Here is a 24,086-nt window from a genome sequence, read left to right as displayed (position 1 = left end):
ATGGATTTTGGAAATGAAACGGTCTTGAAAGCAACTGGTATAACCAAAAAATACGGTGCTGCCAAAGCATTAGATAAAGTATCGATCAAAATCAAACGTGGAATGATCTATGGTTTGATTGGGGAAAATGGAGCGGGTAAGTCTACCTTTATGAGAACTATTATGGGTTTGATCTCGATTGATGAAGGTTCGATCGAATTATTTGGAACGACGGATTTGCAGGCAGCAAGACGACGTATGGGTCAATCGATTGAAACCCCTGCTCTTTATCCAGAATTAACTGCAAGAGATAACCTACGTATCCAAGCAGCGAACGGCGGTGTGTCGGATAGAGAAATCGAAGACCTGCTGAAAATGATGCGATTGGAAAATACAGGGAAAAAGAAAGCAAAGAATTTCTCTTTAGGTATGCGCCAGCGTTTAGCTATTGCAAATGCACTGATCACGAATCCAGAATTTTTGATTTTGGATGAACCGACGAATGGGATGGATCCAGCAGGGATGGCAGAAATGCGAGAAATCATCCAACGTTTGGTAAAAGAACGGGGCATCACCGTCTTGCTTTCTAGCCACTTGCTAGATGAATTGTCACAGATCGCCACTCACTATGGTATTTTGCATGAAGGACACTTGATCAAAGAATTATCGAAAGAAGAATTGGCACAAGAATCTCGTCAATTTATAAAAATTGACACTTCGGCGACGGAACAAGCAGTAACGGTTCTCGACTCTCTTGGTTATAGGGATTATTTTGTCCAATCTAGCCGTGTTATCCAGCTTTTTGAAGGAATTGACCAAGTAGCAGCCATCAATCAAGCATTGGTAGAGGCAAAAGTTCCTGTGGATGGTATCCACCTAGTTGGGCAAAAACTGGAAGATTATTTCTTACAATTAACTGGAGGCAATCCACATGTTTAATCTATTAACTGCTGAAAAAATAAAAGTATGGAAGAGCCGTAAAATGTGGGTCTCACTAGGACTGATGGTCGTACTTCCGCTTTTTTATTCTTGGAACGAATGGTATATGCATACAAAATACGGCAATGAATTAAACCAAGCAACGGATACAGTCATCAACGGTGCAACAGGGATTTTAATGGTGGAAAAAATGGCTGCATGGATTCTTCTGGCTTTCGCAGCATTTGCGTGCTTTTATATTGGGGAAGAATTTCAAAACGGTACGATTCGCAATACGTTATCTTTAGGACGGAATCGAATGACTTATTATGTGTCGAAACTTCTCGTTACGCTTTTGATCACAACACTTGGCGTGGTTTTGATTACGGGGCTAGCCATGATTGCTTACACACTTGCTTTCGGATTTGGTGAAGTTGAGGGAATCAAAAACTATGGAAATTATGTTCTAAAAGTATTTCCTGTATTGCTTCTGCTGACATTAGGGACATTATCTGTTCCAGTGGCTTTGACATTCATCACTAGAAGTACCAGTGTCAGTTTGCTTCTTTCTTTTCTTTATATCATGGGAACGGCCTTCGTTCCCGGTGTTTTCGCAAAAATCAAAGGCTTGGAATTTCTAACGGAGTGGTTTACGGAAACGTGGCTCATGTATACGGACTTTGCGCAACAAGCAACTTATTCGCAAGCACCGAAAATGATTCTGGTCAGTCTAGTAACAATCGTGGTATCATCAGCTCTAGGAATGTTTATTTTCCAAAAATCTGACATTAAGTAGGTGGTCCTGCTGGAAACTATTTTGGTTATCGAAGACGATGAAGCTGTTCATTCCTTACTGGAGGAGGTTCTTGAACAGAGATACAAACTTCTTGATGCTTATTCAGGTACGGAAGGAAAATTATTGTTAAGCACATATCCTGTCGATTTGATCCTTCTAGATCTTATGCTTCCAGGGCTTTCAGGTGAAGCATTGTTAGCAGAAATCCGACAGACATCGAATGTTCCGATCATCGTTCTTTCAGCAAAAAGCGATCAAAGAGATAAAGTTTCCTTGTTGGCAGCAGGAGCGGATGACTATGTGACGAAACCATTTGATATCGAAGAACTGTTGTTACGAATCGGCATCCAACTTCGTCATCATACTTCTGTCCAAGTAAAAGATCTGTCGCAACGCATCTATTACAAGGAAATCTTACTGGACAAAGAGTCAAGGGATGTAAATGTGAATGGTGTGGCTGTCCATTTGACAGGAAGAGAATTCGATCTGCTGAAGCTTTTTTTAGAACATCCGAAAAAAGTATTTTCGCGAGCAAATCTTTATGAAACAGTTTGGCAAGAACCATATTTTGATAGTGAGAAAACAGTGAATATGCATATTTCCAATCTTCGAGGGAAGCTAGCAAAGGCACATGCTGTGTATATTCATACGGTGTGGGGAGTGGTGTTTAGATTTGATTAAGTGGCTGTTGCTTCTCGTTGTTATCTTTATGGGAAGTTTTATTTTCTTCCTGCAAAGGGAAATCAAGCGATTAACTAAGAAAATCGCCACTCTTTCTGAACGACAAGAATATGGTGGTCGTCTTTCAGTCGAATTTCGAGAAAAGAATCTAATGGACCTAGTAGATGCACTGAATAGATGGGTGGATGAAAATGAACAAAAAGGACAAGTATTTCAAGAAATGGAAGAAAACATCAGACTATCGATTGTCGGACTTTCTCATGATCTCAGAACTCCTTTGACTGCTATTAACGGTTATGTACAATTACTGGAACAGGTAGAGGATACGGAGAAACGGGAGAAGTATTTAACGATCATCAAACAATCTGTTGCAAGATTACTCAGTATGACGGATCAGTTTTATGATCTTGCTCGAATAGAGACGAAGCAAAAAGAAATGGATCTCCATACGCTTTCTTTTTCTAAAGAGGTGGAAGAAGTATTTTTCTCTTTTTATGAACAATTTTCTGAGAAAAATATCCAGGTAGCGTTCGCTGAACACTCGATAAATACAACTGTATTAGCAGATCCGCTCATGTTGCTACGAGTGCTGCAAAATATCATACAGAATTTATTGCGTTATGCAGATGGACAAGCAAAGGTGACATTTTCAAAAGAGGATCCATTCATTCGATTAACAGTGGCCAATCCTATTAAACCAGGAGTGCAAACCTCTGTTGAAAAAGTCTTCCAGCGTTTTTATACCGAAAATACCAGCCGCACAAATACGGAATCTAGCGGAATCGGGCTTTACCTGTCAAAAAAATTGGTGGAAGGAATGGGGGGAGAGATGACCGCTAAATTAGACGGGGGCATCTTCTCCATCTCCGTCAAGTTGCGGAGGGTTTAATTGGCTCTAATTTACCTGAAGTGAATGACAAAAAAATTGTATCTCGTTTTAAAGACATCTTCTTTTTTGGAAGGTGTTTTTATTTTGGTGTGATTGATACGAATTAGGTAACGAAGACAGTTATTTTTGTACCCCCCTTTTCAAATAGCGCAACAGTGCTATACTAAAACTAACAAATCAAGGAACGGAGAGGGATATGGGCCAAAGAGAATTTATCGTTTTAATTATTATTGCAGTTGTTATTTTATTAGTTGTTTTAGACATTTTTTCACGTTTGAAAGTAAAGGAAACAGTTCGTAGTAATTGGGGAAAAATTCCTTATCAACCGAGATTTGATAAAGAAGAAAGTTTGAAGGATGCGTGGCTCACGGAGAAAAAATTCCGTTCATGGGATAGTGAAATCGACGATCTTACTTGGTATGACTTGGATATGTTCGAAGTATTTGAAGGGATCAACAGTACCTATTCTAGTGTAGGTTCAGAAGCGTTGTATCAGCGTTTACGCAGCTTTGATTTTGGAGAAGATTATCAGTTAGAAAAACTAATTGCTTTTTATCAGGAAAATCCTCAACTGAGAGAAAGAATCCAATATCAATTCGCTCTTTTAGGAAAAAAAGATCATAATTTTGCAAAACAATATCTAGCGGATGGAAAAAGTAAAAAGATTGGACGCGTAGGTTTATTTATTTTTCTTGGCTTGCTTCCGCTGGTGGGTGTAGGTTTGCTTCTTTTAGGGCAAGTACTAGGAATCTATCTAGCAATCGGTGGCTTAGTATTCAATACGGTCTATTATCTAGTGAAGAAACAAACACTAGAAACAGAGCTGAATAGCATGAGTTATTTGGTTTCAACGATTTCAGCCGCCAATCAGTTAGCAAAGATGACGACACCACTTCAAAAAGAGCTGAAACAGCAAACCAAACCATTAAGAGACATCCCTAAATTAGGTTTTTCATTTCGCATGAAGAGTGATAGTGAAGCAGAATTGATTTTTGAATATGTCAACATCATGTTCATGCTGCCATTTATCTCCTATCATTTCGTTCTCACTAAATTAGAAAAGCATTCAACTGAAGCCATCAAGCTGTGGGAATTGCTGGGAGAATTGGAAGTTGCAGCAGCCGTTTTGAATTATCGCACCTATATGCCGATCACTTGCCGACCAGAGTTTACTGAGGGCGGTGTGACAGCGAAAGATATCTATCATCCATTGTTAAAAGAAGCGGTAGTGAATCCAGTCAACTGGCAGAAGAATACATTAGTCACGGGTTCCAATGCATCAGGAAAATCTACGTATGTCAAAAGTATAGCCATCAGCTGTATTCTAGCACAGACGATCCAAACAGCGATTGCAGAACAGTTTACCCTGCAACCTGGACATGTGTTGACTTCCATGGCAATCGAAGATGATTTATTTGAAGGCGACAGTTATTTTGTTTCAGAAATCAAATCGATCAAACGTTTGCTGGACCAAGTGGCTTCCAAAGAACGCTGCTACTGCTTCGTAGATGAGATTTTAAAAGGAACAAATACGATCGAACGGATTGCTTCTTCCGCTTCAGTCGTTCGGTGGCTTGCGGAGTATCCATCTTTAGCATTTGTCGCCACACATGATATCGAATTGACAGAGATTTTAAAGAATTATTGTGAGAATGTCCACTTTGAAGAACAAGTAACAGAAGGAAAAGGAATCAGTTTTGATTTCAAATTAAAAGAAGGACCTTCAAGGACCCGAAATGCGATTGCCTTGCTGAAAGTTTTGGATTACCCAGAGACTTTAGTAGAAACCGCAAAAACGGAAGCCACGTCATTTGATGAAAAGCGGCAGTGGCATGTATTGGGATAGGCGAAGTGATCGAAAGTATTTATTGGATCAAAAATCTTGGCTTGTGCTTCCGCCGTTTATACGTGTTTAGAGCGTGAGACAAAAGTGTTCTTTACTTTTGTCTCACGCTCCTTTTGTTGCACATATGAATAGTAATCCTTTATCTTCGATTTGTTTTTTCTGAAAAGGTTGTCTGACTTCGTCCGATTGATGTCTTTCATTAGGAGATTTTCCTGAGCCCAGCAACCTGATTTTTCGCTGGAACCAAGTTGTTTTTTCATCTGCTGTATTCCATGATACAATAAAGAATCATGTCTATAAGGAGATAGGAAATAAATGGCAAATGCGCTTGAAATAAATAATTTGAAAAAGATCTATGGAAGTGGGGTCGAAGCATTGCGGGGAATCGATCTTTCGGTGAAAGAAGGAGATTTCTATGCGCTATTAGGGCCAAATGGAGCTGGGAAGTCTACAACGATCGGGATTATTACTTCTTTAGTCAATAAAACATCTGGAAAAGTGAATGTCTTCGGTTATGATCTGGACAAGGATCTAGTTCGAGCAAAGCAACAGATTGGATTGGTTCCACAAGAGTTCAATTTTAACCCTTTTGAAACGGTCCAGCAAATCGTCGTGAATCAAGCCGGTTACTACGGTGTCTCTCGCAAAGAAGCGATGAAACGCAGTGAAAAATATTTGAAGCAGTCCAATCTTTGGGAAAAGAGAAATGTCCGTGCACGTATGCTTTCCGGGGGAATGAAGCGAAGACTGATGATTGCTAGAGCACTGATGCATGAACCACGTTTGCTGATCTTAGATGAACCAACAGCAGGAGTTGACATCGAGTTGAGACGCGAGATGTGGGAGTTTCTACGAGAATTGAACGAAAATGGTACAACGATCATTTTGACGACGCATTATCTAGAAGAAGCTGAAATGCTTTGTCGCAACATCGGAATCATCCAATCGGGTGAACTGATCGAGAATACAAGTATGAAAGAGCTTCTGTCAAAACTGCAATTTGAAACATTTATCTTTGATTTAGCGCCATATGATACCAAACCTGTGATTGAAGGATATGCTTGTACATTTGAAGATGAGCAGACAATCGCTGTCGAAGTTGAACGAAATCAAGGGGTGAACGGAATCTTCGATCAGCTTACAAGACAAGGAATCAAAGTTCTTTCTATGAGGAATAAGTCGAATCGTTTAGAAGAACTGTTCTTGAAAATCACAGAAGAAAATAATCATACGGAGGAGAAAAATGTTTAATCTTTATTTTACTGCATTAAAAAGTTTAGCTATCAAGGAAACGAACCGCTATTTGCGTATATGGGTCCAAACACTGGTTCCGCCAGTGATCACGACATCCTTGTATTTTGTTATTTTCGGAAAAATGATCGGTGGGCGGATCGGTGACATGGGTGGTTTTTCATATATGGAATTCATCGTTCCTGGTTTGATTATGATGTCTGCTATCACTAGTTCGTATGCCAATGTTTCTTCGTCCTTCTTCTCTCAAAAATTTCAGAAAAATATCGAAGAAATCTTGGTAGCACCTGTTCCTACGCATGTGATTATTTGGGGCTTTGTGATTGGTGGTGTGGGTCGCAGTATTCTCGTCGGCTCTCTCGTAACGATCATTTCCTTGTTCTTTGTACCACTTCATGTGTATTCATGGTTCATGGTCATCATTACATTATTGATGACGGCAATCTTGTTTTCATTAGCAGGACTGCTCAACGGGATTTTTGCTCAGTCTTATGATGATGTATCGATCGTGCCTACATTTGTCTTGCAGCCGTTAACTTATCTAGGTGGCGTTTTCTATGCCATCTCTATGTTACCGCCCTTTTGGCAAGCTGTTTCAAAAGTCAATCCGATCGTTTATATGATCTCCGGTTTCCGTTACGGATTCCTTGGAACGATCGATGTGCCAGTAGCAACATCGATGATCGTACTTGTGTTATTCATCGTTGTTTTGTACGCCGTTACTTGGTATTTGATCAATAAAGGAAGAGGATTGAGAAGTTAGAAAAGAGGTTGTGAAATCAGCGTTTTGACCTGAGTATTAGAGAAACAAACGGGAAAATAGTTCCTCATATTTTGTTGTTTTTTGAGCGAATACCGAGGGTCAGCTGATTGAACACCGTTTAGTGGAGAGGTTGTGAAAAAGCTGTTCTGCATCAAGTAATAAGAACAGCCAAACAAAAATAGCTCCTCCTATTTTTCGTTTGGTTGGACTTATTACCGCAGATGCAAGCTTTTGAACACCATTTATTCCGGAAAATGGACTGTGATAAGATTTTTGTCACAGTCTTTTTTTTGCTCAATCAGAAACATCTTTTAAGCTGTTCACTTTGCTTCTTTTTTTGTTTCCTAGTATAATGACAATGTTTTTGAGAAAGATTGCGACTTCACTGCTTGATAGAATGGAGAGTAACAAATAAATGACTACTAATTTTTGGAAAGAGCTGCCAAAGCCTTTTTTTGTTTTAGCACCAATGGAAGATGTAACAGATGTTGTATTTCGCCATGTCGTAAAGCATGCAGCAGCACCGGATGTCTTCTTTACTGAGTTTACAAACTCAGACAGTTTCTGTCATCCAGATGGAAAAGACAGTGTACGAGGAAGATTAACATTTACAGAAGATGAACAGCCGATGGTTGCCCATATTTGGGGAGACAAGCCAGAATTTTTTAGAGAAATGAGCATTGCTATGGCAGAAATGGGCTTCCAAGGAATCGATATCAACATGGGCTGCCCAGTCCCTAATGTAGCAGAACGTGGAAAAGGCAGTGGCTTGATCCTTCGTCCAGAAGTAGCGGCACAATTGATTGAAGCAGCTAAAGCTGGCGGTTTGCCTGTCAGCGTCAAGACGCGTATCGGCTATACGGAAATGTCTGAGATGGAAGAATGGATCAGTCACCTACTTCATCAAGATATAGCCAATCTTTCTGTCCATTTGCGTACGCGTAAAGAGATGAGTAAAGTAGATGCACATTGGGAAGTCATTCCTAAAATCATTGCTTTACGTGACCAAATCGCTCCACAAACACTAATCACGATCAATGGAGATATCCCCGATCGCCAGACAGGAGAAGAATTGGCCGAGAAATATGGCGTTGATGGCATCATGATTGGCCGAGGGATTTTCAAGAATCCTTATGCATTTGAAAAAGACCCGAGGGAACATACAGAAAAAGAACTGATCGGACTACTTCGTCTGCAACTAGATCTGCAAGATCATTATTCAGAAATCATCCCGCGTTCCATCACAGGACTACATCGTTTCTTTAAAATCTATATCAAAGGATTTCCAGGAGCAAATGACTTGCGAGTTCAGTTGATGAATACGAAATCTACTGATGAAGTACGAGAGATCTTAGAGACCTTTGAAAAAGAACATCCAACGCTTTTCAGTGAACAATGATTTCTTGCTTGAACACCGTGAATTAGAGGTCGTGAAAAAGCTGTCCTGCATCAAGTAATAAGAACAGCCAAATAAAAATAGCTCCTAATGTTTTTGAATTGGTTGGGCTTATTACCGCAGATGCAAGCTTTTGAACACCGTTTAAGGAAGAGGTTGTGAAATCAGCGTTTTGACCTGAGTATTAGAGAAACAAACGGGAAAATAGCTCCTCATATTTTGTCGTTTTTTGAGCTAATACCGAGGGTCAGTTGATTGAACACTGTTTATATCAGAGGTTGTGAGCCTGCCGTTTAACTCTGAGTCACAAGGAGCAATTTCAAAAAACAGCTTCTCATGTTTGATGAATATTTTGACTTGTGACCGAAGAGTTGGTAGGAGAACACCGTTTATAAGAGGTTGTGACAAAAGTCTTGTCGCAACCTCTTTTTTAACCAAAAAAGTGCAAATAGTTTACTTTAAGTAAGAGAATAATTATGATGAATAAAAAAGGTGGAACAAATAGCATACTATATATATTGAAATGAACACTGTATGGATGCTCCAACTTGATGAAGCTAAGGAGGAATTCGTATGTCAGAAAAGGAATTAATGAAGGTAGTCGGTTTTTATGAAGGGTTGCCGATCGATGATCCAAAAAGCTTTATTGATGAAAAAGAACAGCTACCTGTACCCAGTTCACGGGATCTTCTGGTAAAAGTCAACGCAGTATCTGTTAATCCTGTCGATACGAAACTTCGCCAAGATAACGGGATAAGAAATGCTTTACGTATCTTAGGTTTTGATGGAGTCGGGAAAGTTGTTGCTGTAGGTGACGAAGTGCAAAAATTTTCTGTCGGCGATCGCGTTTTTTACGCAGGTACAACAACAAGAGCAGGAAGCAATCAAGAATACCAACTAGTTGACGAACGTATTGTCGCTCTTGCACCAAAAAATCTTTCAGATGAAGAAGCTGCAGCCTTGCCGTTGACCTCATTGACCGCTTATGAATTGTTATTTGAAAAATTTGGTCTAACTCCAGAAGAAAATGCCAATCGCGGGAAAAAAATCTTAGTGATCAACGGATCCGGGGGCGTCGGTTCGATTTTGAATCAACTAGCGCATTGGGCTGGCCTAGAAGTCTACGCGACTGCAAGTCCGAAGAATTTTGAATGGCTGAAAAAAACAGGTGTAGACTATCCAATCGATTATCATCACGACTTAAGTAAAAGTTTTCGTGAATTAGGAATCGATCAAGTAGAGTATGTCGCTGTATTATTCGATATTACCCGCTACTTTGATCAAATCAAGCACCTTGTCCGACCATTTGGACATGTGGGAACGATCGTAGGGATCAAAGAGCCGTTAGATATAGGTGTTTGGAAAAACCAATCTATCAGCTTCGACTGGGAGTATATGTTCGCTAAAACAGACTATAACTATGAAATCGAAACGCAAGGAGAAGCTTTAGCGCACATTGCTGCTTTAGCAAATGAAGGGATTATCCGCAGTACATTGAGCAAGGTCTATTCAGATGGGATGAATGCGAAGAACTTGAAACAAGCAACCAAAGACGTAGAAACAGGACATATGTTAGGAAAAGTCGTTGTTAGTGGTCCGTTCAACGGATAAGCAAGAATACGCCGATTTTTTTCTTATTTGACTTTGATAAAAACAAGAGCGCATGACAGTAATTTGCCATAAGCTCTTGTTTTTTTATTTATAATAAGCGAATCAACGAAAGGGAAAGAATTCCTGCCAAGACGATCACCAATAAGCTTTTTGAAAGAATAGCAGCTAAAAGTGTAGGAACTGAAGCCAAAGCATTTTCGAGATTGATCTGCGGCAGATGTCCGATATTTTGGGTAAATAGACTGCTGAACCATAAAGCAGACATAATGACGATCGGGACAAAACTTAAATACTCAAGCAACGGTTGCGGTAAATCGAATTTTTTCAGTAAGACAAATGGTAGGACCCTAGAAAGCCAAGTTGCTAAAGTACAACCTAAAATAGTCAGCAATGTAAACTCAAAAGAAGGCATGTTTGATCCACACCCCCAATCCGCACCCAATCAGTGTTACAACTACAATCACTAAGTTGCTTGGGATAAAAATCAGTCCGACATATACCAGAATCAAAGTGAGACCAATCAGGATCAACTGTAATCGTTTAGAGGTGTTTCTATCAGAAATGACTTGAAGATAAAGTAACCCGATAAACATAGCGACGATGGCGAAATCCAAACCAAACTTTTTCGGATCAGTAATAAAATTCCCTAAAAGTGCGCCAACAAGAGAAGAACCCACCCACGTCAAATAAGAAATCCAATTAGCTGTATTCATCCAACGAAAGTTTAACTTTTGTCCAGTATAGTTCAATTTATTCATTCCCAGTGCGAAACTTTCATCTGTCAGCAATGTGCCAATCAGCAGATTTTGAAGCAGCCGATTTTTCTTGAAATAAGGAGCAATCGTCATACTCATCAGAATCATTCGGGAATTGACTAGAAAGGTCGAGAAAACGATGGAAAGCAATGGGCTGTGACTAGCAAGCATGCTGACTGTGATAAATTGGGCAGAACCAGCATAGACCAGCAGGGACATCAACGTGACGACTAGTGGATGAAATCCGGCAGCTTTCCCAACGATACCAAATGCAAGTCCAATACCGATATAACCGAAAACGGTAGGTAACGTGTCTTTGATCGCAGTTTTTATATCTAACTTTTCATCCAATAACAAAACTCCTTTAGCAGGACATAAATTTTCATAATTGTCGTTAAACTTGTGAATATTCTAAATTTTTAATGAGCATTTGTCAATGGTGGGATTGAAACGTAAAGAACTAGCGGGTCGCAGATTTACACGTATTGTTTCGGTGGGAGGAGGCGCGAAAAATCTTGCATGGCTACAAATCCAAGCTGATATTTTCGATGCAACGGTCTATTGTTTAAGTGTGGAGGAAGGACCTGCATTAGGCGCAACAATGATTGCTGCACTAGGGTTAGGGTGGTTCGACACACCTGAAAGTTGTTGTCAGAATTTTATCCAATATACAGATGCAGTGGAACCTCTCTTACAAAATGTAGAAAAGTATCATAAAATCTATCAACAATGCCGGAAAATCTATCCAGCAACGAAGGAAATTTGTCATGACTTATAAAACAAAACGCGTACCTAATAGTCAAATGACTAATATTGGGTACGCGTTAAGTCTTCTTTACTTCATCCTTTGCATGATTCGTGTTTTTAAAGCAAGGTCTGCTGTATTTCTTGTGGATTTAGGATGGTTGTTATCGTTTACTTGCTATTTTTCATTGAAATCGTCTTTCTTTACCGTTTCTTTAGTTTTTTATCTATTTTTTTCTTTTGGTTAGAAAATTCTTTTTCCCGAAAGTCTTCTTTCAGGATTTTTATGGAGTAGCGTTTTGAATAAGAGGCGTCAGTATGATCGACTTGGCAGACGAACCAAGAGAACATTTGCCTTTTTTCTGCATGAGGTGCTTCTGCTAATAATTCTTTCCATAAATAATAACAGTCCTCTATCAGAAGAAGGGTTCGTTCATCCTCAGGCTCCCAATAGAATGTTTCGAGAGTAGCAATCACTTCATTGATCAATTCGAATGCGGGAAGATAGGCATTTTGCTGAATAAGCGATTCAACTGCTTCTTGGATGAACTTTCGCATCTCCATGATGAACTTCGCTGTTTTCCTGTTTTTGTTTTTCTTGATAATATGATCGTATTTATGGATGATAGTTGTTAATTTATCTGAATAATTTATTGCATGAAATGGCATCTTAACTTTGAAGCGTTCGATAAAGTGCGGATGTTCTATAAGAATCTCTGTTAAAAGCTCCCGTACAAGAGAGGAACTAGCGGAGGAAACAAGGGACGAGAGTTCGGAAAGTGAGTAGTTGGATTTTTTTATTGGACGTTCTTCGTAAGCGAATAAGACAGCAGCCATGTGTTTGCATTTTTTTCCTTCTATGGCATATAGACAATCACAAGTCATGTTGGTCTTTTCATCCCAAGTGATCACTACCTTATAATCTTCCGTGCCAGAAACTGTTGCGGACAAGTACTTGCTTGTATAGTTCAAATGACGGACAAAACCGTGCAGATGATAGCTGTAACCGCGTTCCAAAACGTTTTCAGGAAAATACTCAAGCCAATTATTCATCTAGTTCTCCTTTCATGAAACACTTATTTATATTTAGTATAAAGAAACATTTAAGAAAAAAGTAGCTGATTTTACATATTTGATAATCACTTTTGCTCGAATTGTCAAAAATTCATTCTCCTTTTCTTTTCTTAGAGAATGTGAGAAAAAGTAAAAGAATAGCGTGTTTTAAAGATGGAACTTTTTTTGTTTTTTATTTATCTGACAAAAATGAAGTGATTTTGTTAGAAATAAATAATTGTTCCAATTGATAAAAGAGGTATGATGTATCGCAAAGAAAAATCCAAGCAGCGTTCTGATCAGCAGTTTGAACAACAATTTGCTTTGTACAGTAGGTAGTAAGCGGATTAACTAAGGGAATAAAAGATATTTTTACCGCTTTGTTTACTTAGAATCTGTCTTCCCCAAAATTTATTTTTCTAAAGGTAAAACATAGATAGGCAGATAATACCAATTATCCGTTACGAAACGCTGCTTGAGAATTTTCTTTAGATCCATACAACATTTTCTACATCTGACTAAATTGGTTCCTGATTCATCAAGTAATTGACTTTCTTTGATAATATGATAAAAAGGCAAGCAAGGAGGAGGATAAATATGCTTAAAGATATGAACCAATTGATCGATTACATCGAAGAACATTTGACAGAAGGACTTTCCTATAAAATAATAGCCGAAAATACAGGAATCTCTGAATATCAGTTAAAGCGCATCTTTACGTTTATTGCAGGGATGTCGCTAATGGACTATATCAAAAACCGTAGATTGGCTTTGGCTAATCGCGATCTTCTAGATGGATCAAGAGTGACAGAAACGGCGTTTAGATATGGATATGAAACAGTCGAAGGTTTTTCAAGAGCTTTTCGTGATTGGTCAGGATATCTGCCTTCAGAAATCAGCAGATACGGCATACAAAAATCTTTTCCACGCTTGACATTTTTTATTGATGTCAGAGGAGGAAAATCGATGGAATTTCGTATCGAAAAGAAAGAACAGTTTTATGTGGCAGGTGTGGCGAAAAAAGTTCCTGTCAAATTTGAAGGAGTCAATCAAGAAATACAAAAGTTAGCGCAGACGATCACGGAGACTCAAAGGGAAGAGATGCATAAGTTAGGAGATTTATATCCAAATCAAGTAATCAACGTTTCTTATGGATTTGATGGAGACCGCTTGGAAGAAAAGGGCAGTTTGATGCACATGATTGGCTTTGCTACGACAAAAGAAAATCCGTACGCTGATTTAGAAATGCTTGCTATAGAAGAACACACTTGGGCCATTTTTCCTAATAAAGGGCCATTTCCCCAAACTTTACAAGATACTTGGGGGAAAATCTATGCAGAATGGCTTCCTTCTTCAGATTATGAGTTAGTCGAAGCTCCCGAGATCTCTTTTACAAAATGGGGAGAGGATTTCAGTAATGTTTACAGTGAGATTTGGATTGCAGTGAAAACAAAAAAATAGTTAAAAAATAAAAATATCCCTAGAAAAAAGAGCGTAATCGTGTCATTTCCCTTTAATTTTATGTAAGATGAACTTAATATAATAGAAAGGGTGGGAGAAATGGCAAAGTATAGGATCGAAGAAAAACCAGATTTTACGGTGACGGGTGTTGGTGTGGAATTGAAGAGTAGCAGTAGCAATACGGATTTTGTCGGTTTGGCTGCAGAGAAACAAGCATTTGAGCAAAAAGTTATCGGTAATGGAACAATAGATGCATTGAAACAAGCTGCTGAAAATCATTATTTCTTTACAGTCAACGAACCCTATAACGGGAAAATGATGTACTATGTCGGTGTTCAAACGATTCAGGATGTTCCAAACACTACGCGAATCATCCCATTTCCAAAAGGAATGTATCTCGTTGTAAGCGCTTTAGCAGAATCGCCCGAAGAATTAAGAAATGATTTGACGAATACGGCCTTTGGGCATGTTTTAAGAGAAGTAGAAGATTACGCCTATGTTGGGGGGCCAAATGCTGTAGTCGAAATGGGAGTTACCAACGGGAAATATATGGGAGAAATCTGGATACCGGTAGTCAATAAACCATGATAATATAGAGGTCGTGAAAGTAGCGCTTTGACCTGAGCATTAGAGAGGAAAAATGGGAAATAGCTTTCCATATTTTGCATTTTTCAGAACTAATGCCGAGGGTCAGCTACTTGAACACCGTTTATCAAGACGTCATGACTTCAGCGCTTTGACCTGAGCATTAGAGAGGAAAAAGGGGCATGACAAGGCTTTTGTCCCCCGGAGAATAAAAGAATTTATGTAGACGATTCCGATCAGAAAAATGCAGGTCCAGTAGAGAGAATTATAAAAATCTCTCTACGAGGCCTGTGTTTTCTGGTCTTTTTTCTTTTTCCAAAACGGCTATTTTATGTATCAGACTATCAAGTGTGATCTTAGCCATTTCTTCTTCTGCTTTTTTCTGCAGCCGAGCGTAGCTTTCTTCTAAAGCTTCTTGGATATTCGCACCAACGACGCAATTTGGATTTGTTTTTGGATCGACTTGGATAAGCTGTGTATTACCTTCGATGCTGCGATAGACATCTAGTAAAGAAATCTGATCTGGACTTTTGGCAAGGGAAGGCTGCGGTTTTCCGGTTTTTGTAAAGATCAAACCGGATTTTTTGAGCTGACTCATGATTTTACGTACATTTGCTGCATTTGTTTCGATACTACTGGCAATCATCTCACTAGAAAGTGATCGGGTATCTTGAAACATTTCAATATAGGCAAGTACATGGATTGCATCACTAAATTGCAGAGAATACTTCATCAGTTGTCATCCTTTCATTTTTTTTGCTTGACTTATCTTACCACACTCTTTATGATAAAGGTGTAATTTATAAATGTACAGCTGTAAATCTTAACAAATAAAAAGAATAGGGAGTGGCAAATATGCATTATTTAGTAACAGGAGCAACTGGAGGTTTTGGTGGTTATGCGCTGGAATTCTTAAAAAAGATGGTTCCACAAAATGAAATCTATGTACTAGTACGTAGTGAAGAAAAAGGAGAAGCGCTAAAAGAAGCTGGATTTAATATACGTATTGGTGATTATGATGATTTAGACTCAATGAAAGAAGCGTTGAAAGGAATAGATCGATTGCTTTTTGTCTCTGGCGTTCCAGGAAATCGTCAAGCCGAACATGAGAATGTAGTGAAGGCAGCACAAGCAGCTGGGGTATCTTATATCGCTTATACAAGTTTTGCAGATGCCGATCACTCGATCAGTGTATTAGCGCCAGATCACCAATTCACTGAAAAAATGATTAAGGATTCAGGTATTTCCCATACATTTTTACGGAATAATTGGTATGTAGAGAATGAATTACCTATCATTGGGCAGGCTTTAAAAACTGGTCAATTCGTTTATGCTGCAGGAAATGGAAAAACAGGTTGGGCATTGAAACGTGAATATGCAGAAGCTGCAGCAAAAGTACTAGTAGAAAGTGACTCTCCAGAAATCTTAGAATTATCCGGCAATCTAACTGACTATGAAGAATTAGCCAAGGCATTAGAGCGTGCGACAGGTAAAGAGTTAGAAATTATTGAAGCAAGTGATGCAGCGTTTGTCGAAAATCTAAAAGAAGCCGGATTCCCTCAAGAAGCAGCTGACATGTTTTTAGCGATCCAACATGATATTAAAAAGGATCAGTTAGCTATTTCCTCTGATGATTTAGAAAAAGTATTGGGAAAACCATTAACTTCTCTTGAAGCAGCATTAAAAGAAATATTGGATCAGGAATAATGTATAAAGAGGTTGTGAAAAAGCCGATTAGTTTTGAGTATGAAGAAAAATTTTGTGAAAAAGCTGTTCTGCATCAAGTAATGAGAAGAGTCAAATAAAAAATAGCTCTTCATATGTTACGTTTGGCTGGACTTATTACCGCGGAGTTGGCAGGAGAACGCCGTTTTTATTCGGAAAAAGGAGCTGAGACAAGATTTTTGTCTCAGCTCCTTTTTGTTTATCGATAAAAAAGTCTGGGGAAGACGATGGCTCAGGCTTTGTTGGAAACAGAGCCGATTTTATCATTTGCTTTTACATCACGTGCGGGTTCGATTTCTAAGCTTTGGACTTTGTCGCCATTTGTGAATACAACGACCATATCCGTGTTTTTGCCTGCAGATTGAATAGCGGCAAGATCAACTAAAGCAATCAATTGACCTCTTGCGACTTTTTGACCTTCTTCTACATATAAAGTGAATGGTTCGCCTTTTAAGTCAACAGTGTTGATGCCCATATGAAGCAAGACTTCGATACCAGCATCTGTTTGGATTCCGACAGCATGTTTCGTTGGGAAAATGTTTGTGATCGTACCAGCGATTGGAGAGAAGATTTCTCCATTTTCTGGTAATACAGCATAGCCGTCACCCATCATTTTTTCCGCGAATACATCATCTGAAACTTCAGTGATTGGAATCAGTTTCCCATTTGCGATAGCGTAAATATCTTGTTCGATCGTTCCACCGGCAAATGTTTCTGTTTTAACCACGGTGTTTGTTTGTGCAGGTCGTGCTGCAGCACCACCATGTAGTTTTGCCATCTCATCTGCAACGAATTGTACTTCTGTACCTACGATGACTTGCGCATTTTTTCCGTCGATGATCTTCATACCAGGTACGCCAGTGGCTTTGATTTTATTTTGATCGATCAGGCCTGTATCTTTGACTTGCAAACGAAGGCGTGTAGTACAGTTATCGATCGAAGTTACATTGTCGGCTCCGCCTAATGCAGCGTAGATTTTGCTTGCTTGTGCCGCATATTTATTGTCTGAATTAGTCGTTGCAGTATCGTCATCTGAAAGATCTGCTTCCTCACGGCCAGGAGTCATCAGATGGAATTTTTTGATAGCAAAGTTAAAGCCAAAGTAGTAAATCACTGCTGTTACTAATCCTTGGACGATCAACATCAATGGCTGATTCGCAATCGGATTTTTCAAAGATAGGAAGTAATCGACAAATCCGGCACTAAAGGCAAATCCTGCTGTCCAATGGAAGAATGCACTCACTGCTAAAGAAATCCCAGTGAAAATTGCATGCAAGACATATAATGGCCAAGCAACGAACATAAATGAAAATTCAAGTGGCTCTGTTACACCAGTAAAGAATGAAGCAAAAGCTGCTGCTAGCATCAATGAAGCTGTTTTTGCTTTGTTTTCTGGACGTGCATTTCTGTAAATAGCATATGCACCTGCTGGAAGACCAAACATCATGATTGGGAAAAATCCAGCTTGATACATTCCTGTTACGCCTTTTGTTCCTTCAGAAGCCAAGAATTTACCAATATCATTGATTCCTGCTACGTCAAACCAGAACACGGAGTTCATTGCTTGATGCAATCCTGTAGGGATCAGTAAACGGTTGAAGAAGCCGTAAAGACCCGCACCAACCCAGCCTAAACTCAAAATGAATTTAGCAAAAGAAACTAAAGCAGAGTAAACCGGAGGCCATACGAGCAGTAGCACTGCACTGATCAGCAGCATGACAAAGGCAGCCAAGATTGGCACTAGACGCTTGCCGCTAAAGAAAGATAAAGCCATCGGTAATTTTGCTTCGTGGAAACGATTATAAAGAGCTGCCGCAATCAATCCGGCAATAATACCAATAAATACGTTACTGATCTGAGCAAAAGATGGATCAACTGATTCTGGTTTGATATTCAATAAAGTAGCTACTGAATCAGTTTTTAAAACATTTACTGGAACTTCAAATGCGACCAAACCTGCCAAGGCAGCAGCACCTGATTTGTCCACTGACATCCCTAGTGCTAACCCAACGGCAAACAGCAAAGGTAATTGACCTAAAACTGCGTTACCGCCAGCTTGTAAAAAATGAGCGACAATGTCGTTACTATAAGATGCCCACCAGTTTCCGATCCCTACTAGTAGAGCAGCAGCAGGTAAGACCGCAACTGGAAGTTGAAGGGAACGTCCCATTCGTTGTAGATATGCTTTCAATTTTTTTCCTCCTCATGATTGTTAACATTTGTTTGTACGATTGCGCTTCTTAAACGCTCGATATGGATGGCCAAGTAACCCAGTTCTTCTTTCGTGATCGCGAGCTGGTATTCTTTGGTCAGCAACACACGGATTTTTTTAGAAATCTTATAGCTTTCTGGGTATTTTCGTTTGACCATTTCTACGATTTCCGTGTCTAAAACAGCATATTGTTGCGCATGGGTTCGTTGTAGAAGCAGTCGTAAATGATTCACCAGTCTTGAATAATTCAGTGAAAATGGTTCTGAATGGATATCTGTTTCCAATTCTGATTCCACTAAATGGATGATGTCAGATACAATCGTCACTTCACGGATACTGCGATGGTTATTGTTCCGACCGCTTCGTCCGCTGTGAATATGGATTGCGATATATCCTGCTTCGTCATAAGTATATGGAATCCCAAGCTCTTTTGTCAGATACTCTACTGCCCATTGAGCAATACTGAATTCATCACTGTAAAGCACTTCGATTTCTCTTAAAAGTTTGTTGCGGATGACGATACCGTTATTGATGTTCTCCGCAGAAAAAGCAATGTGGTCGGTCAAAGCGATCAATACATGTTCATTCAACTTTTCCATCAAAACAGTTTCCGCATGATCAATGATCGTTTCTGCTGCAAATAAAAAGCGTTCATCGATCTGATTAAGTAAATTTTGCAACTTGATTTGACCTTCTGGTTCCATGACAAATATCCGTTCGACATCACGATCAAAAATCAAATCATTTCTTTTTCTGTCAAATCCAATCCCTTTTCCAATAGCTACTTTTTCCTGTCCACCGTCATCTACCAATACTGCATTTTGATTAAAGATCTTTTTGATTTTCATGCGCGCACCCTTTTTGAAGATTTGGTTTTCACGTTTGCTAGACCAGTTGATTGCGGCCAAACAAAAATAGACACGAAAAACCTCCTAGGGAAACCATGTTCCTCAGAGATTTTTCATGCCTAGTATGATCTAGTCACATGAAACGAATTATTGTTAACGTAATCAATTTTATATAGACAGTTATGTTTTGTCAATTCTTTTTTTATAATTATAGTAATTTACTGGAATTATCAGAAATAAAAGGAAGGAACAAATTAAGAAACTTATGTTATTTAATCGTTGGATCTTTTGCTTATCTTATTCGTTGTTAAAAAGCTGAAAGCGAAGGAAAAAAACTCTACTTAACTGTATTTCTCCGTTAGGACATCTAAAAATTTACGAGCAGCAGGAGAAAGAGGCTGGTCTTTTTTCCAAATGAGATTCAGTGAAGCTTGTAATGGCGGATCGAGTGGGATGAATACTTTTTCCGTCCCATAAGTATTGATGATCCCATCTAGAGCTAATGCACCAAAAGTCCCGTTATCGACCATCAAAGAAGCATTGTACAATAAGTTATATGTTCCGACGATCGATAACTGATCTATGCTGAAACCTAGCCATTCAGCTAGTTGACTGTCCACTGACGTTTGCCGGGAAATGATCAAAGGAACAGTTTTCAGTTCCTGCGGATGGATGACTGTTTGCTTTGCTAAAGGATGATTCCGATGTATCAAAAGTCCCCAACGATCTTGGGCTGGCAGTCGAAATGACTGGTATTTTTGTTTGTTTGTCGGTTCGATTACGAGTCCAAAATCAAGTAATCCGCTATCCAGTTTGTCTATGATATCATCTGCATTCCCGCTATATAAATGAAACTGGATATCAGGATGCGCCTTGATCAACGAATGAAGGCTATCAGAAATGAAAGAGATTGCTTTAGTTTCGCCTCCGCCAATGTAGATTTCTCCAGAGATGATTGCGTCATTTGTTAAATTGTTCGCCGTTTTTTCTACCAACGACAAGATTTCTTTTCCTTTTGAATAAAGATATCGACCAGAATCCGTCAACTGTATCTCTCGGGAGCCTCGAGTGAAAAGTGTCACACCAAGTTCTTCTTCTAAATCTTTCAGTTGTTTTGAGAGAGTAGGTTGCGTGATATGCAGAGATTTTGCTGCTCGGCTGATATTTTTTTCTCTAGCTACTGCTAAAAAATACGTCAGTATACGAATATCCATTTTTTCCCTCCTGTTTTTAAAAAAGCATACCACTAAGTATAGTTAAAAGGAATAGTTAAGTATGTTTTATAAGTATTAGACATGATAAGCCGTCCGTTATAAAGTAAGGATAAAAGGAGGGAGCAAAATGACAAGCCTCATCGAAAAACAAATCGTCAATAAAGAGATTCGAGTAACGGATCCGCTCTTTGAAGTGATCCATCAGATCCAAGCTGAAAACGAAGAGCCTTTAGCAGCGCTGAATACTGGGTACCATGAACCAGCAGATATCCGCAAACGACTAGAAAATATCATTAGTGACAAAGTAGATGATACGGTGACTGTTCTGCTGCCTTTTTATACAGATTTCGGCAAACATATTAGTATAGGGAAAAATGTCTTTATCAATCGTCAAGTGATGTTCGTTGACTTAGGTGGCATCTGTTTAGAAGATTCAGTATTGATTGGTCCTCGTGTCAACCTCATCACGGTGAACCATCTAACCGATCCAAAAGAACGAAGAGGCTTGTCAGTAAAGCGAATCCACATCAAGAAAAATGCTTGGATCGGAGCAGGAGCAACTATTCTGCCAGGCGTAACGATTGGCGAGAATGCCATTGTTGCAGCGAATGCAACTGTTACGAAAGATGTCCCAGACAATACCATCGTTGCAGGAATCCCTGCCAAAATCGTCAAACCTGTCGAACGGATTATTTGAACAGTAAGATGAAATAAGAGATAGTGAGTATAAGCAAGAGATTTTTCAAAACAGGAGGAGAATAGAATGAATGATTTATCAGAAAAAGTGATTGTCATCATGGGCGCTTCAAGCGGAATCGGTGAAGCAACAACGAAGCTGTTAGCAGAAAAAGGGGCTAAACTAGTTATAGCTGCACGCCGAGAAGATCGCCTAAAAGCAATAAAAGAATCTTTACCAGAAGCTGAGCTATATATTCAAACAGCAGATGTAAGAGATTTTGCACAAGTCCAAGCAGTTATCAATTTAGCGATGGAAAAGTTCGGTCGAATCGATGTATTGTACAATAATGCAGGAATCATGCCAACCGCTCCATTAGTTGAAGGTCACCGTGATGAATGGCAAAATATGCTTGATATCAACATCATGGGTGTGTTAAATGGAATTTCCGCCGTACTTCCAATCATGGAAAAACAAAAATCTGGGCATATCATTTCAACTGATTCTGTGGCGGGACATGTTGTTTATCCTGATTCCGCCGTTTATTGCGGAACAAAATTTGCTGTCCGTGCAATCATGGAAGGATTACGTCAAGAGCAACGGCAAAATAACATCAAATCTACGATCATCTCTCCAGGAGCTGTTCAAACTGAATTATATCAAACCATCAGCGACAAAAAGGCTGCTCTTGAACTTCATGAAGCGCAAAAAGAATGGGGATTGACCTCCGAAGATATAGCTTCTGCTGTAGCATTTGCGATAGAAACGCCAGACCGGATGTCTGTCAGTAACATGATTATCCGTCCGACGACACAGGAAGTATAATCCATAACGGATAATATCCAAAGAGAATTACTTGTTAAATAGTTATTCAAACGACCATCAATTTAAGGCGTGAATGGAGAAGAATATTCTTCATTTACGTCTTTTTATGCAGAAAAAGCAAATTTATCAAAAAGAAAAAAATGTTATTTAAATATGGACATTGACTTGCTTTTACTTTTTTAGTTACACTGTTATTTAGGAAAAGTTTCATAATTCAAAGGAGAAAAAAGATGAAAGCAAAGAATTTATTATTTAGCGTTATTCTTTTAGGAAATCTAGCAGTTGCCAACACAACAGTGCTAGCTGAAGAATCGACAGAAACTGTCGCAACTCAGACATCGAGTTCTTCAGAAACAGGAATTGAAAACGATACAGAGAGTACTTTGCAGTCAGCTACTGTCTCAGAAAATACAATTTCAACCGAAGAACCAACAACTGAAACAACAGAACAAACACAAACCGAAGACAGTACATCAGCAGAAGCTCAGAACAATCCAGAGAATGCAGAAGAAATCACGAATCAATTGACAGATGGGCAAACATTGACACATACCCATCAAGCAGATTTGTCTGAATTCGAAAACTATACTGGCTATGCTTTTTATGCTCGCTCATCTGCTAATTCTCAACAAGCGTTCATTGATAGTATTGCCTCAACTGCACAAAGTTTGGCAAGTGCCAATGACTTATATGCATCAGTCATGATTGCTCAAGCCATCGTTGAAAGTGGCTGGGGGAACAGTACTTTGGCTTCTGCCCCTAATTACAATCTATTTGGGATTAAAGGAAGCTATAATGGCCAATCTGTTACGATGCCTACTTCGGAATATGTGAATGGGCAATGGATTACGGTGAATGCCGCTTTTAGAAAATATCCTTCGTACAAAGAATCATTGCAAGATAACGTAACGGTATTGAAGACGACTTCTTTTCAGCCAGGCGTTTACTACTATTCCGGTGCATGGAAAAGCAATACGAACTCTTACAAAGATGCTACGGCTTGGCTAACAGGTCGTTATGCCACTGCGCCTAATTATGGTTCTACATTGAACAATGTAATCGAAACCTATAATCTGACACAGTATGATACAGCACCAACTTCAACTTCTCCGATGTATCGTCTGTATAACCGTCATACAGGAGAACATTTATATACATTGAATGCCGGAGAAAAAAATTATCTGCCAACTGTAGGCTGGGAATATGAAGGGATTGCTTGGCAAGCACCAAACAGCGGACAACCTGTCTACCGTTTATACAATCCTTACAGTGGAGACCATCATTACACAATGGCACAATCTGAGATCAACTCTTTAACAAAAATCGGTTGGCGTTATGAAGGTCTAAGTTTTTATTCTGGTGGTTCCAAGCCAATTTATCGACTATTTAATCCAAATGAAAAAACTGGTACCCATCACTATACCTTGAGTGCTAAGGAAAGAGATTGGCTAACACCGATGGGCTGGAGATATGAAGGAATAGGATTTTATGGTTATTAAAAAGAGGTTGTGAAAAAGCTGCCCTGCATCAAGTAATAAGAACAGCCAAACAAAAACAGCTTTTCATGTTTTTTGTTTGGTTGAACTTATTACCGCAGATGCAAGTTTTTGAACACCGTTTACTCAAAAAAGGTTGTGACAACATCTTGTCATAACTTTTTTATTACCGTTTAAGCATACTGATCCAATTTCTAATATTCGACGGGATTCTTGCAAAAGGCGATTTCGGAAATTTTTGGCGGTGTAAAATTTTCTACTGCAGAAGAGCTATCTTCTATAGTTTGATAGGAATCAATAATCTTGGTTTTAGCGTTGTGCTTTCTTTATCATTTTTTCCGTTCATTCTACAAAAAATTTCT

Annotated in this window: 23 protein-coding genes; 16 read left to right on the top strand and 7 right to left on the bottom strand. The window is 39.1% G+C overall.

The window, feature by feature from the left end:
• The 9 genes from OZ002_RS07020 (at nucleotide 1) to OZ002_RS06980 (ending at nucleotide 10,130) form a co-directional block, all read left to right on the top strand.
• Entirely contained in the window at nucleotides 1–918 is a 918-nt protein-coding gene (locus tag OZ002_RS07020) for an ATP-binding cassette domain-containing protein (protein ID WP_125179126.1), read from the top strand.
• The gene (locus OZ002_RS07015; RefSeq protein ID WP_002307763.1) at nucleotides 911–1,693 is read left to right on the top strand and encodes an ABC transporter permease subunit; all 783 of its coding nucleotides are present in this window, start codon (nucleotides 911–913) and stop codon (nucleotides 1,691–1,693) included. The genes OZ002_RS07020 and OZ002_RS07015 overlap by 8 nt, the downstream gene beginning before the upstream one ends.
• A complete protein-coding gene (locus tag OZ002_RS07010) occupies nucleotides 1,694–2,374 on the top strand; it encodes a response regulator transcription factor (RefSeq protein WP_325083003.1) in 681 nt (226 codons plus the stop codon).
• The gene (locus tag OZ002_RS07005) at nucleotides 2,367–3,263 is read left to right on the top strand and encodes a sensor histidine kinase (protein ID WP_125179124.1); all 897 of its coding nucleotides are present in this window, start codon (nucleotides 2,367–2,369) and stop codon (nucleotides 3,261–3,263) included. The genes OZ002_RS07010 and OZ002_RS07005 overlap by 8 nt, the downstream gene beginning before the upstream one ends.
• A 196-nt stretch (nucleotides 3,264–3,459) precedes the next feature.
• Complete coding sequence (locus OZ002_RS07000) at nucleotides 3,460–5,109, top strand: MutS-related protein (RefSeq protein WP_125179123.1); 1,650 nt, start codon at nucleotides 3,460–3,462, stop codon at nucleotides 5,107–5,109.
• A gap of 315 nt (nucleotides 5,110–5,424) precedes the next feature.
• On the top strand, nucleotides 5,425–6,360 hold the full coding sequence (locus OZ002_RS06995) for an ABC transporter ATP-binding protein (RefSeq protein WP_002287494.1): 936 nt from the start codon (nucleotides 5,425–5,427) through the stop codon (nucleotides 6,358–6,360).
• Complete coding sequence (locus OZ002_RS06990) at nucleotides 6,353–7,123, top strand: ABC transporter permease (protein ID WP_002287492.1); 771 nt, start codon at nucleotides 6,353–6,355, stop codon at nucleotides 7,121–7,123. Before OZ002_RS06995 ends, OZ002_RS06990 begins: the two co-directional genes overlap by 8 nt.
• A gap of 415 nt (nucleotides 7,124–7,538) precedes the next feature.
• On the top strand, nucleotides 7,539–8,522 hold the full coding sequence (locus OZ002_RS06985; protein WP_002287490.1) for a tRNA dihydrouridine synthase: 984 nt from the start codon (nucleotides 7,539–7,541) through the stop codon (nucleotides 8,520–8,522).
• A gap of 570 nt (nucleotides 8,523–9,092) precedes the next feature.
• Nucleotides 9,093–10,130 carry a zinc-binding alcohol dehydrogenase family protein gene (locus tag OZ002_RS06980; RefSeq protein WP_125179121.1) on the top strand — a complete coding sequence of 346 codons (1,038 nt, stop codon included), beginning with the start codon at nucleotides 9,093–9,095 and terminating at the stop codon, nucleotides 10,128–10,130.
• Between the two features lie 88 nt (nucleotides 10,131–10,218).
• Here OZ002_RS06980 and OZ002_RS06975 read toward each other — a convergent pair whose 3' ends face one another.
• On the bottom strand, nucleotides 10,219–10,542 hold the full coding sequence (locus OZ002_RS06975; protein ID WP_002287484.1) for an AzlD domain-containing protein: 324 nt from the start codon (nucleotides 10,540–10,542) through the stop codon (nucleotides 10,219–10,221).
• The gene (locus OZ002_RS06970; RefSeq protein ID WP_002287482.1) at nucleotides 10,529–11,236 is read right to left on the bottom strand and encodes an AzlC family ABC transporter permease; all 708 of its coding nucleotides are present in this window, start codon (nucleotides 11,234–11,236) and stop codon (nucleotides 10,529–10,531) included. Before OZ002_RS06970 ends, OZ002_RS06975 begins: the two co-directional genes overlap by 14 nt.
• A gap of 85 nt (nucleotides 11,237–11,321) precedes the next feature.
• On the opposite strand from OZ002_RS06970, the gene OZ002_RS06965 reads away from it, so the two are divergent.
• Nucleotides 11,322–11,663: an FGGY-family carbohydrate kinase gene (locus OZ002_RS06965; protein ID WP_002301008.1), complete on the top strand. Its 342-nt coding sequence runs from the start codon at nucleotides 11,322–11,324 to the stop codon at nucleotides 11,661–11,663.
• Nucleotides 11,664–11,833: 170 nt separating this feature from the next.
• Here the strand turns inward: OZ002_RS06965 and OZ002_RS06960 are convergent, their stop codons facing one another.
• Entirely contained in the window at nucleotides 11,834–12,682 is an 849-nt protein-coding gene (locus tag OZ002_RS06960; protein ID WP_002287480.1) for an SWIM zinc finger family protein, read from the bottom strand.
• 597 nt (nucleotides 12,683–13,279) lie between these two features.
• Here OZ002_RS06960 and OZ002_RS06955 point away from each other — a divergent pair.
• Both OZ002_RS06955 and OZ002_RS06950 read left to right on the top strand, forming a co-directional pair.
• Nucleotides 13,280–14,143 carry an AraC family transcriptional regulator gene (locus OZ002_RS06955; protein WP_325082997.1) on the top strand — a complete coding sequence of 288 codons (864 nt, stop codon included), beginning with the start codon at nucleotides 13,280–13,282 and terminating at the stop codon, nucleotides 14,141–14,143.
• Nucleotides 14,144–14,242: 99 nt separating this feature from the next.
• Nucleotides 14,243–14,731 carry an effector binding domain-containing protein gene (locus tag OZ002_RS06950; RefSeq protein ID WP_275038854.1) on the top strand — a complete coding sequence of 163 codons (489 nt, stop codon included), beginning with the start codon at nucleotides 14,243–14,245 and terminating at the stop codon, nucleotides 14,729–14,731.
• A 262-nt stretch (nucleotides 14,732–14,993) separates the two neighbouring features.
• Here OZ002_RS06950 and OZ002_RS06945 read toward each other — a convergent pair whose 3' ends face one another.
• Entirely contained in the window at nucleotides 14,994–15,461 is a 468-nt protein-coding gene (locus OZ002_RS06945; protein ID WP_002287477.1) for an Rrf2 family transcriptional regulator, read from the bottom strand.
• Nucleotides 15,462–15,583: 122 nt separating this feature from the next.
• Between OZ002_RS06945 and OZ002_RS06940 the strand changes: the two genes are divergently transcribed.
• Nucleotides 15,584–16,435: an SDR family oxidoreductase gene (locus OZ002_RS06940; protein WP_002325509.1), complete on the top strand. Its 852-nt coding sequence runs from the start codon at nucleotides 15,584–15,586 to the stop codon at nucleotides 16,433–16,435.
• Between the two features lie 250 nt (nucleotides 16,436–16,685).
• On the opposite strand, the gene nagE is transcribed toward OZ002_RS06940, so the two are convergent.
• The 3 genes from nagE to OZ002_RS06925 form a co-directional block, all read right to left on the bottom strand.
• Nucleotides 16,686–18,644: an N-acetylglucosamine-specific PTS transporter subunit IIBC gene (gene nagE, locus OZ002_RS06935; RefSeq protein WP_002332249.1), complete on the bottom strand. Its 1,959-nt coding sequence runs from the start codon at nucleotides 18,642–18,644 to the stop codon at nucleotides 16,686–16,688.
• Nucleotides 18,641–19,513, bottom strand: coding sequence for a PRD domain-containing protein (locus OZ002_RS06930; protein WP_002287471.1), 873 nt, complete (start codon nucleotides 19,511–19,513; stop codon nucleotides 18,641–18,643). The genes nagE and OZ002_RS06930 overlap by 4 nt, the downstream gene beginning before the upstream one ends.
• A gap of 341 nt (nucleotides 19,514–19,854) precedes the next feature.
• On the bottom strand, nucleotides 19,855–20,727 hold the full coding sequence (locus OZ002_RS06925) for a LysR family transcriptional regulator (RefSeq protein WP_002302687.1): 873 nt from the start codon (nucleotides 20,725–20,727) through the stop codon (nucleotides 19,855–19,857).
• A 127-nt stretch (nucleotides 20,728–20,854) separates the two neighbouring features.
• Between OZ002_RS06925 and OZ002_RS06920 the strand changes: the two genes are divergently transcribed.
• The 3 genes from OZ002_RS06920 to OZ002_RS06910 all read left to right on the top strand — a co-directional run bounded on the left by OZ002_RS06920 (nucleotide 20,855) and on the right by OZ002_RS06910 (nucleotide 23,727).
• Nucleotides 20,855–21,424: a DapH/DapD/GlmU-related protein gene (locus tag OZ002_RS06920; protein WP_125179119.1), complete on the top strand. Its 570-nt coding sequence runs from the start codon at nucleotides 20,855–20,857 to the stop codon at nucleotides 21,422–21,424.
• 66 nt (nucleotides 21,425–21,490) lie between these two features.
• A complete protein-coding gene (locus tag OZ002_RS06915) occupies nucleotides 21,491–22,228 on the top strand; it encodes an SDR family oxidoreductase (RefSeq protein WP_002307739.1) in 738 nt (245 codons plus the stop codon).
• A gap of 230 nt (nucleotides 22,229–22,458) precedes the next feature.
• On the top strand, nucleotides 22,459–23,727 hold the full coding sequence (locus OZ002_RS06910; protein ID WP_002287463.1) for a glycoside hydrolase family 73 protein: 1,269 nt from the start codon (nucleotides 22,459–22,461) through the stop codon (nucleotides 23,725–23,727).
• The last annotated feature ends 359 nt before the right edge of the window (nucleotides 23,728–24,086 follow it).

The sequence above is a fragment of the Enterococcus sp. E4-150 genome, from assembly GCF_035726465.1.
GTDB classification, from domain to species: Bacteria; Bacillota; Bacilli; order Lactobacillales; family Enterococcaceae; genus Enterococcus_B; species Enterococcus_B faecium.
This window is presented reverse-complemented; position numbering and strand designations above follow the sequence as displayed.

Bases quoted from the DNA above. Each gene is read 5' to 3' on its own strand.
- OZ002_RS07020 (WP_125179126.1), top strand. From the start codon at position 1: ATGGATTTTGGAAATGAAACGGTCTTGAAAGCAACTGGTATAACCAAA.
- OZ002_RS07015 (WP_002307763.1), top strand. From the start codon at position 911: ATGTTTAATCTATTAACTGCTGAAAAAATAAAAGTATGGAAGAGCCGT.
- OZ002_RS07000 (WP_125179123.1), top strand. From the start codon at position 3,460: ATGGGCCAAAGAGAATTTATCGTTTTAATTATTATTGCAGTTGTTATT.
- OZ002_RS06995 (WP_002287494.1), top strand. From the start codon at position 5,425: ATGGCAAATGCGCTTGAAATAAATAATTTGAAAAAGATCTATGGAAGT.
- OZ002_RS06990 (WP_002287492.1), top strand. From the start codon at position 6,353: ATGTTTAATCTTTATTTTACTGCATTAAAAAGTTTAGCTATCAAGGAA.
- OZ002_RS06985 (WP_002287490.1), top strand. From the start codon at position 7,539: ATGACTACTAATTTTTGGAAAGAGCTGCCAAAGCCTTTTTTTGTTTTA.
- OZ002_RS06980 (WP_125179121.1), top strand. From the start codon at position 9,093: ATGTCAGAAAAGGAATTAATGAAGGTAGTCGGTTTTTATGAAGGGTTG.
- OZ002_RS06975 (WP_002287484.1), bottom strand. From the start codon at position 10,542: ATGCCTTCTTTTGAGTTTACATTGCTGACTATTTTAGGTTGTACTTTA.
- OZ002_RS06965 (WP_002301008.1), top strand. From the start codon at position 11,322: ATGGTGGGATTGAAACGTAAAGAACTAGCGGGTCGCAGATTTACACGT.
- OZ002_RS06960 (WP_002287480.1), bottom strand. From the start codon at position 12,682: ATGAATAATTGGCTTGAGTATTTTCCTGAAAACGTTTTGGAACGCGGT.
- OZ002_RS06955 (WP_325082997.1), top strand. From the start codon at position 13,280: ATGCTTAAAGATATGAACCAATTGATCGATTACATCGAAGAACATTTG.
- OZ002_RS06950 (WP_275038854.1), top strand. From the start codon at position 14,243: ATGGCAAAGTATAGGATCGAAGAAAAACCAGATTTTACGGTGACGGGT.
- OZ002_RS06945 (WP_002287477.1), bottom strand. From the start codon at position 15,461: ATGAAGTATTCTCTGCAATTTAGTGATGCAATCCATGTACTTGCCTAT.
- OZ002_RS06940 (WP_002325509.1), top strand. From the start codon at position 15,584: ATGCATTATTTAGTAACAGGAGCAACTGGAGGTTTTGGTGGTTATGCG.
- OZ002_RS06930 (WP_002287471.1), bottom strand. From the start codon at position 19,513: ATGAAAATCAAAAAGATCTTTAATCAAAATGCAGTATTGGTAGATGAC.
- OZ002_RS06925 (WP_002302687.1), bottom strand. From the start codon at position 20,727: ATGGATATTCGTATACTGACGTATTTTTTAGCAGTAGCTAGAGAAAAA.
- OZ002_RS06920 (WP_125179119.1), top strand. From the start codon at position 20,855: ATGACAAGCCTCATCGAAAAACAAATCGTCAATAAAGAGATTCGAGTA.
- OZ002_RS06915 (WP_002307739.1), top strand. From the start codon at position 21,491: ATGAATGATTTATCAGAAAAAGTGATTGTCATCATGGGCGCTTCAAGC.
- OZ002_RS06910 (WP_002287463.1), top strand. From the start codon at position 22,459: ATGAAAGCAAAGAATTTATTATTTAGCGTTATTCTTTTAGGAAATCTA.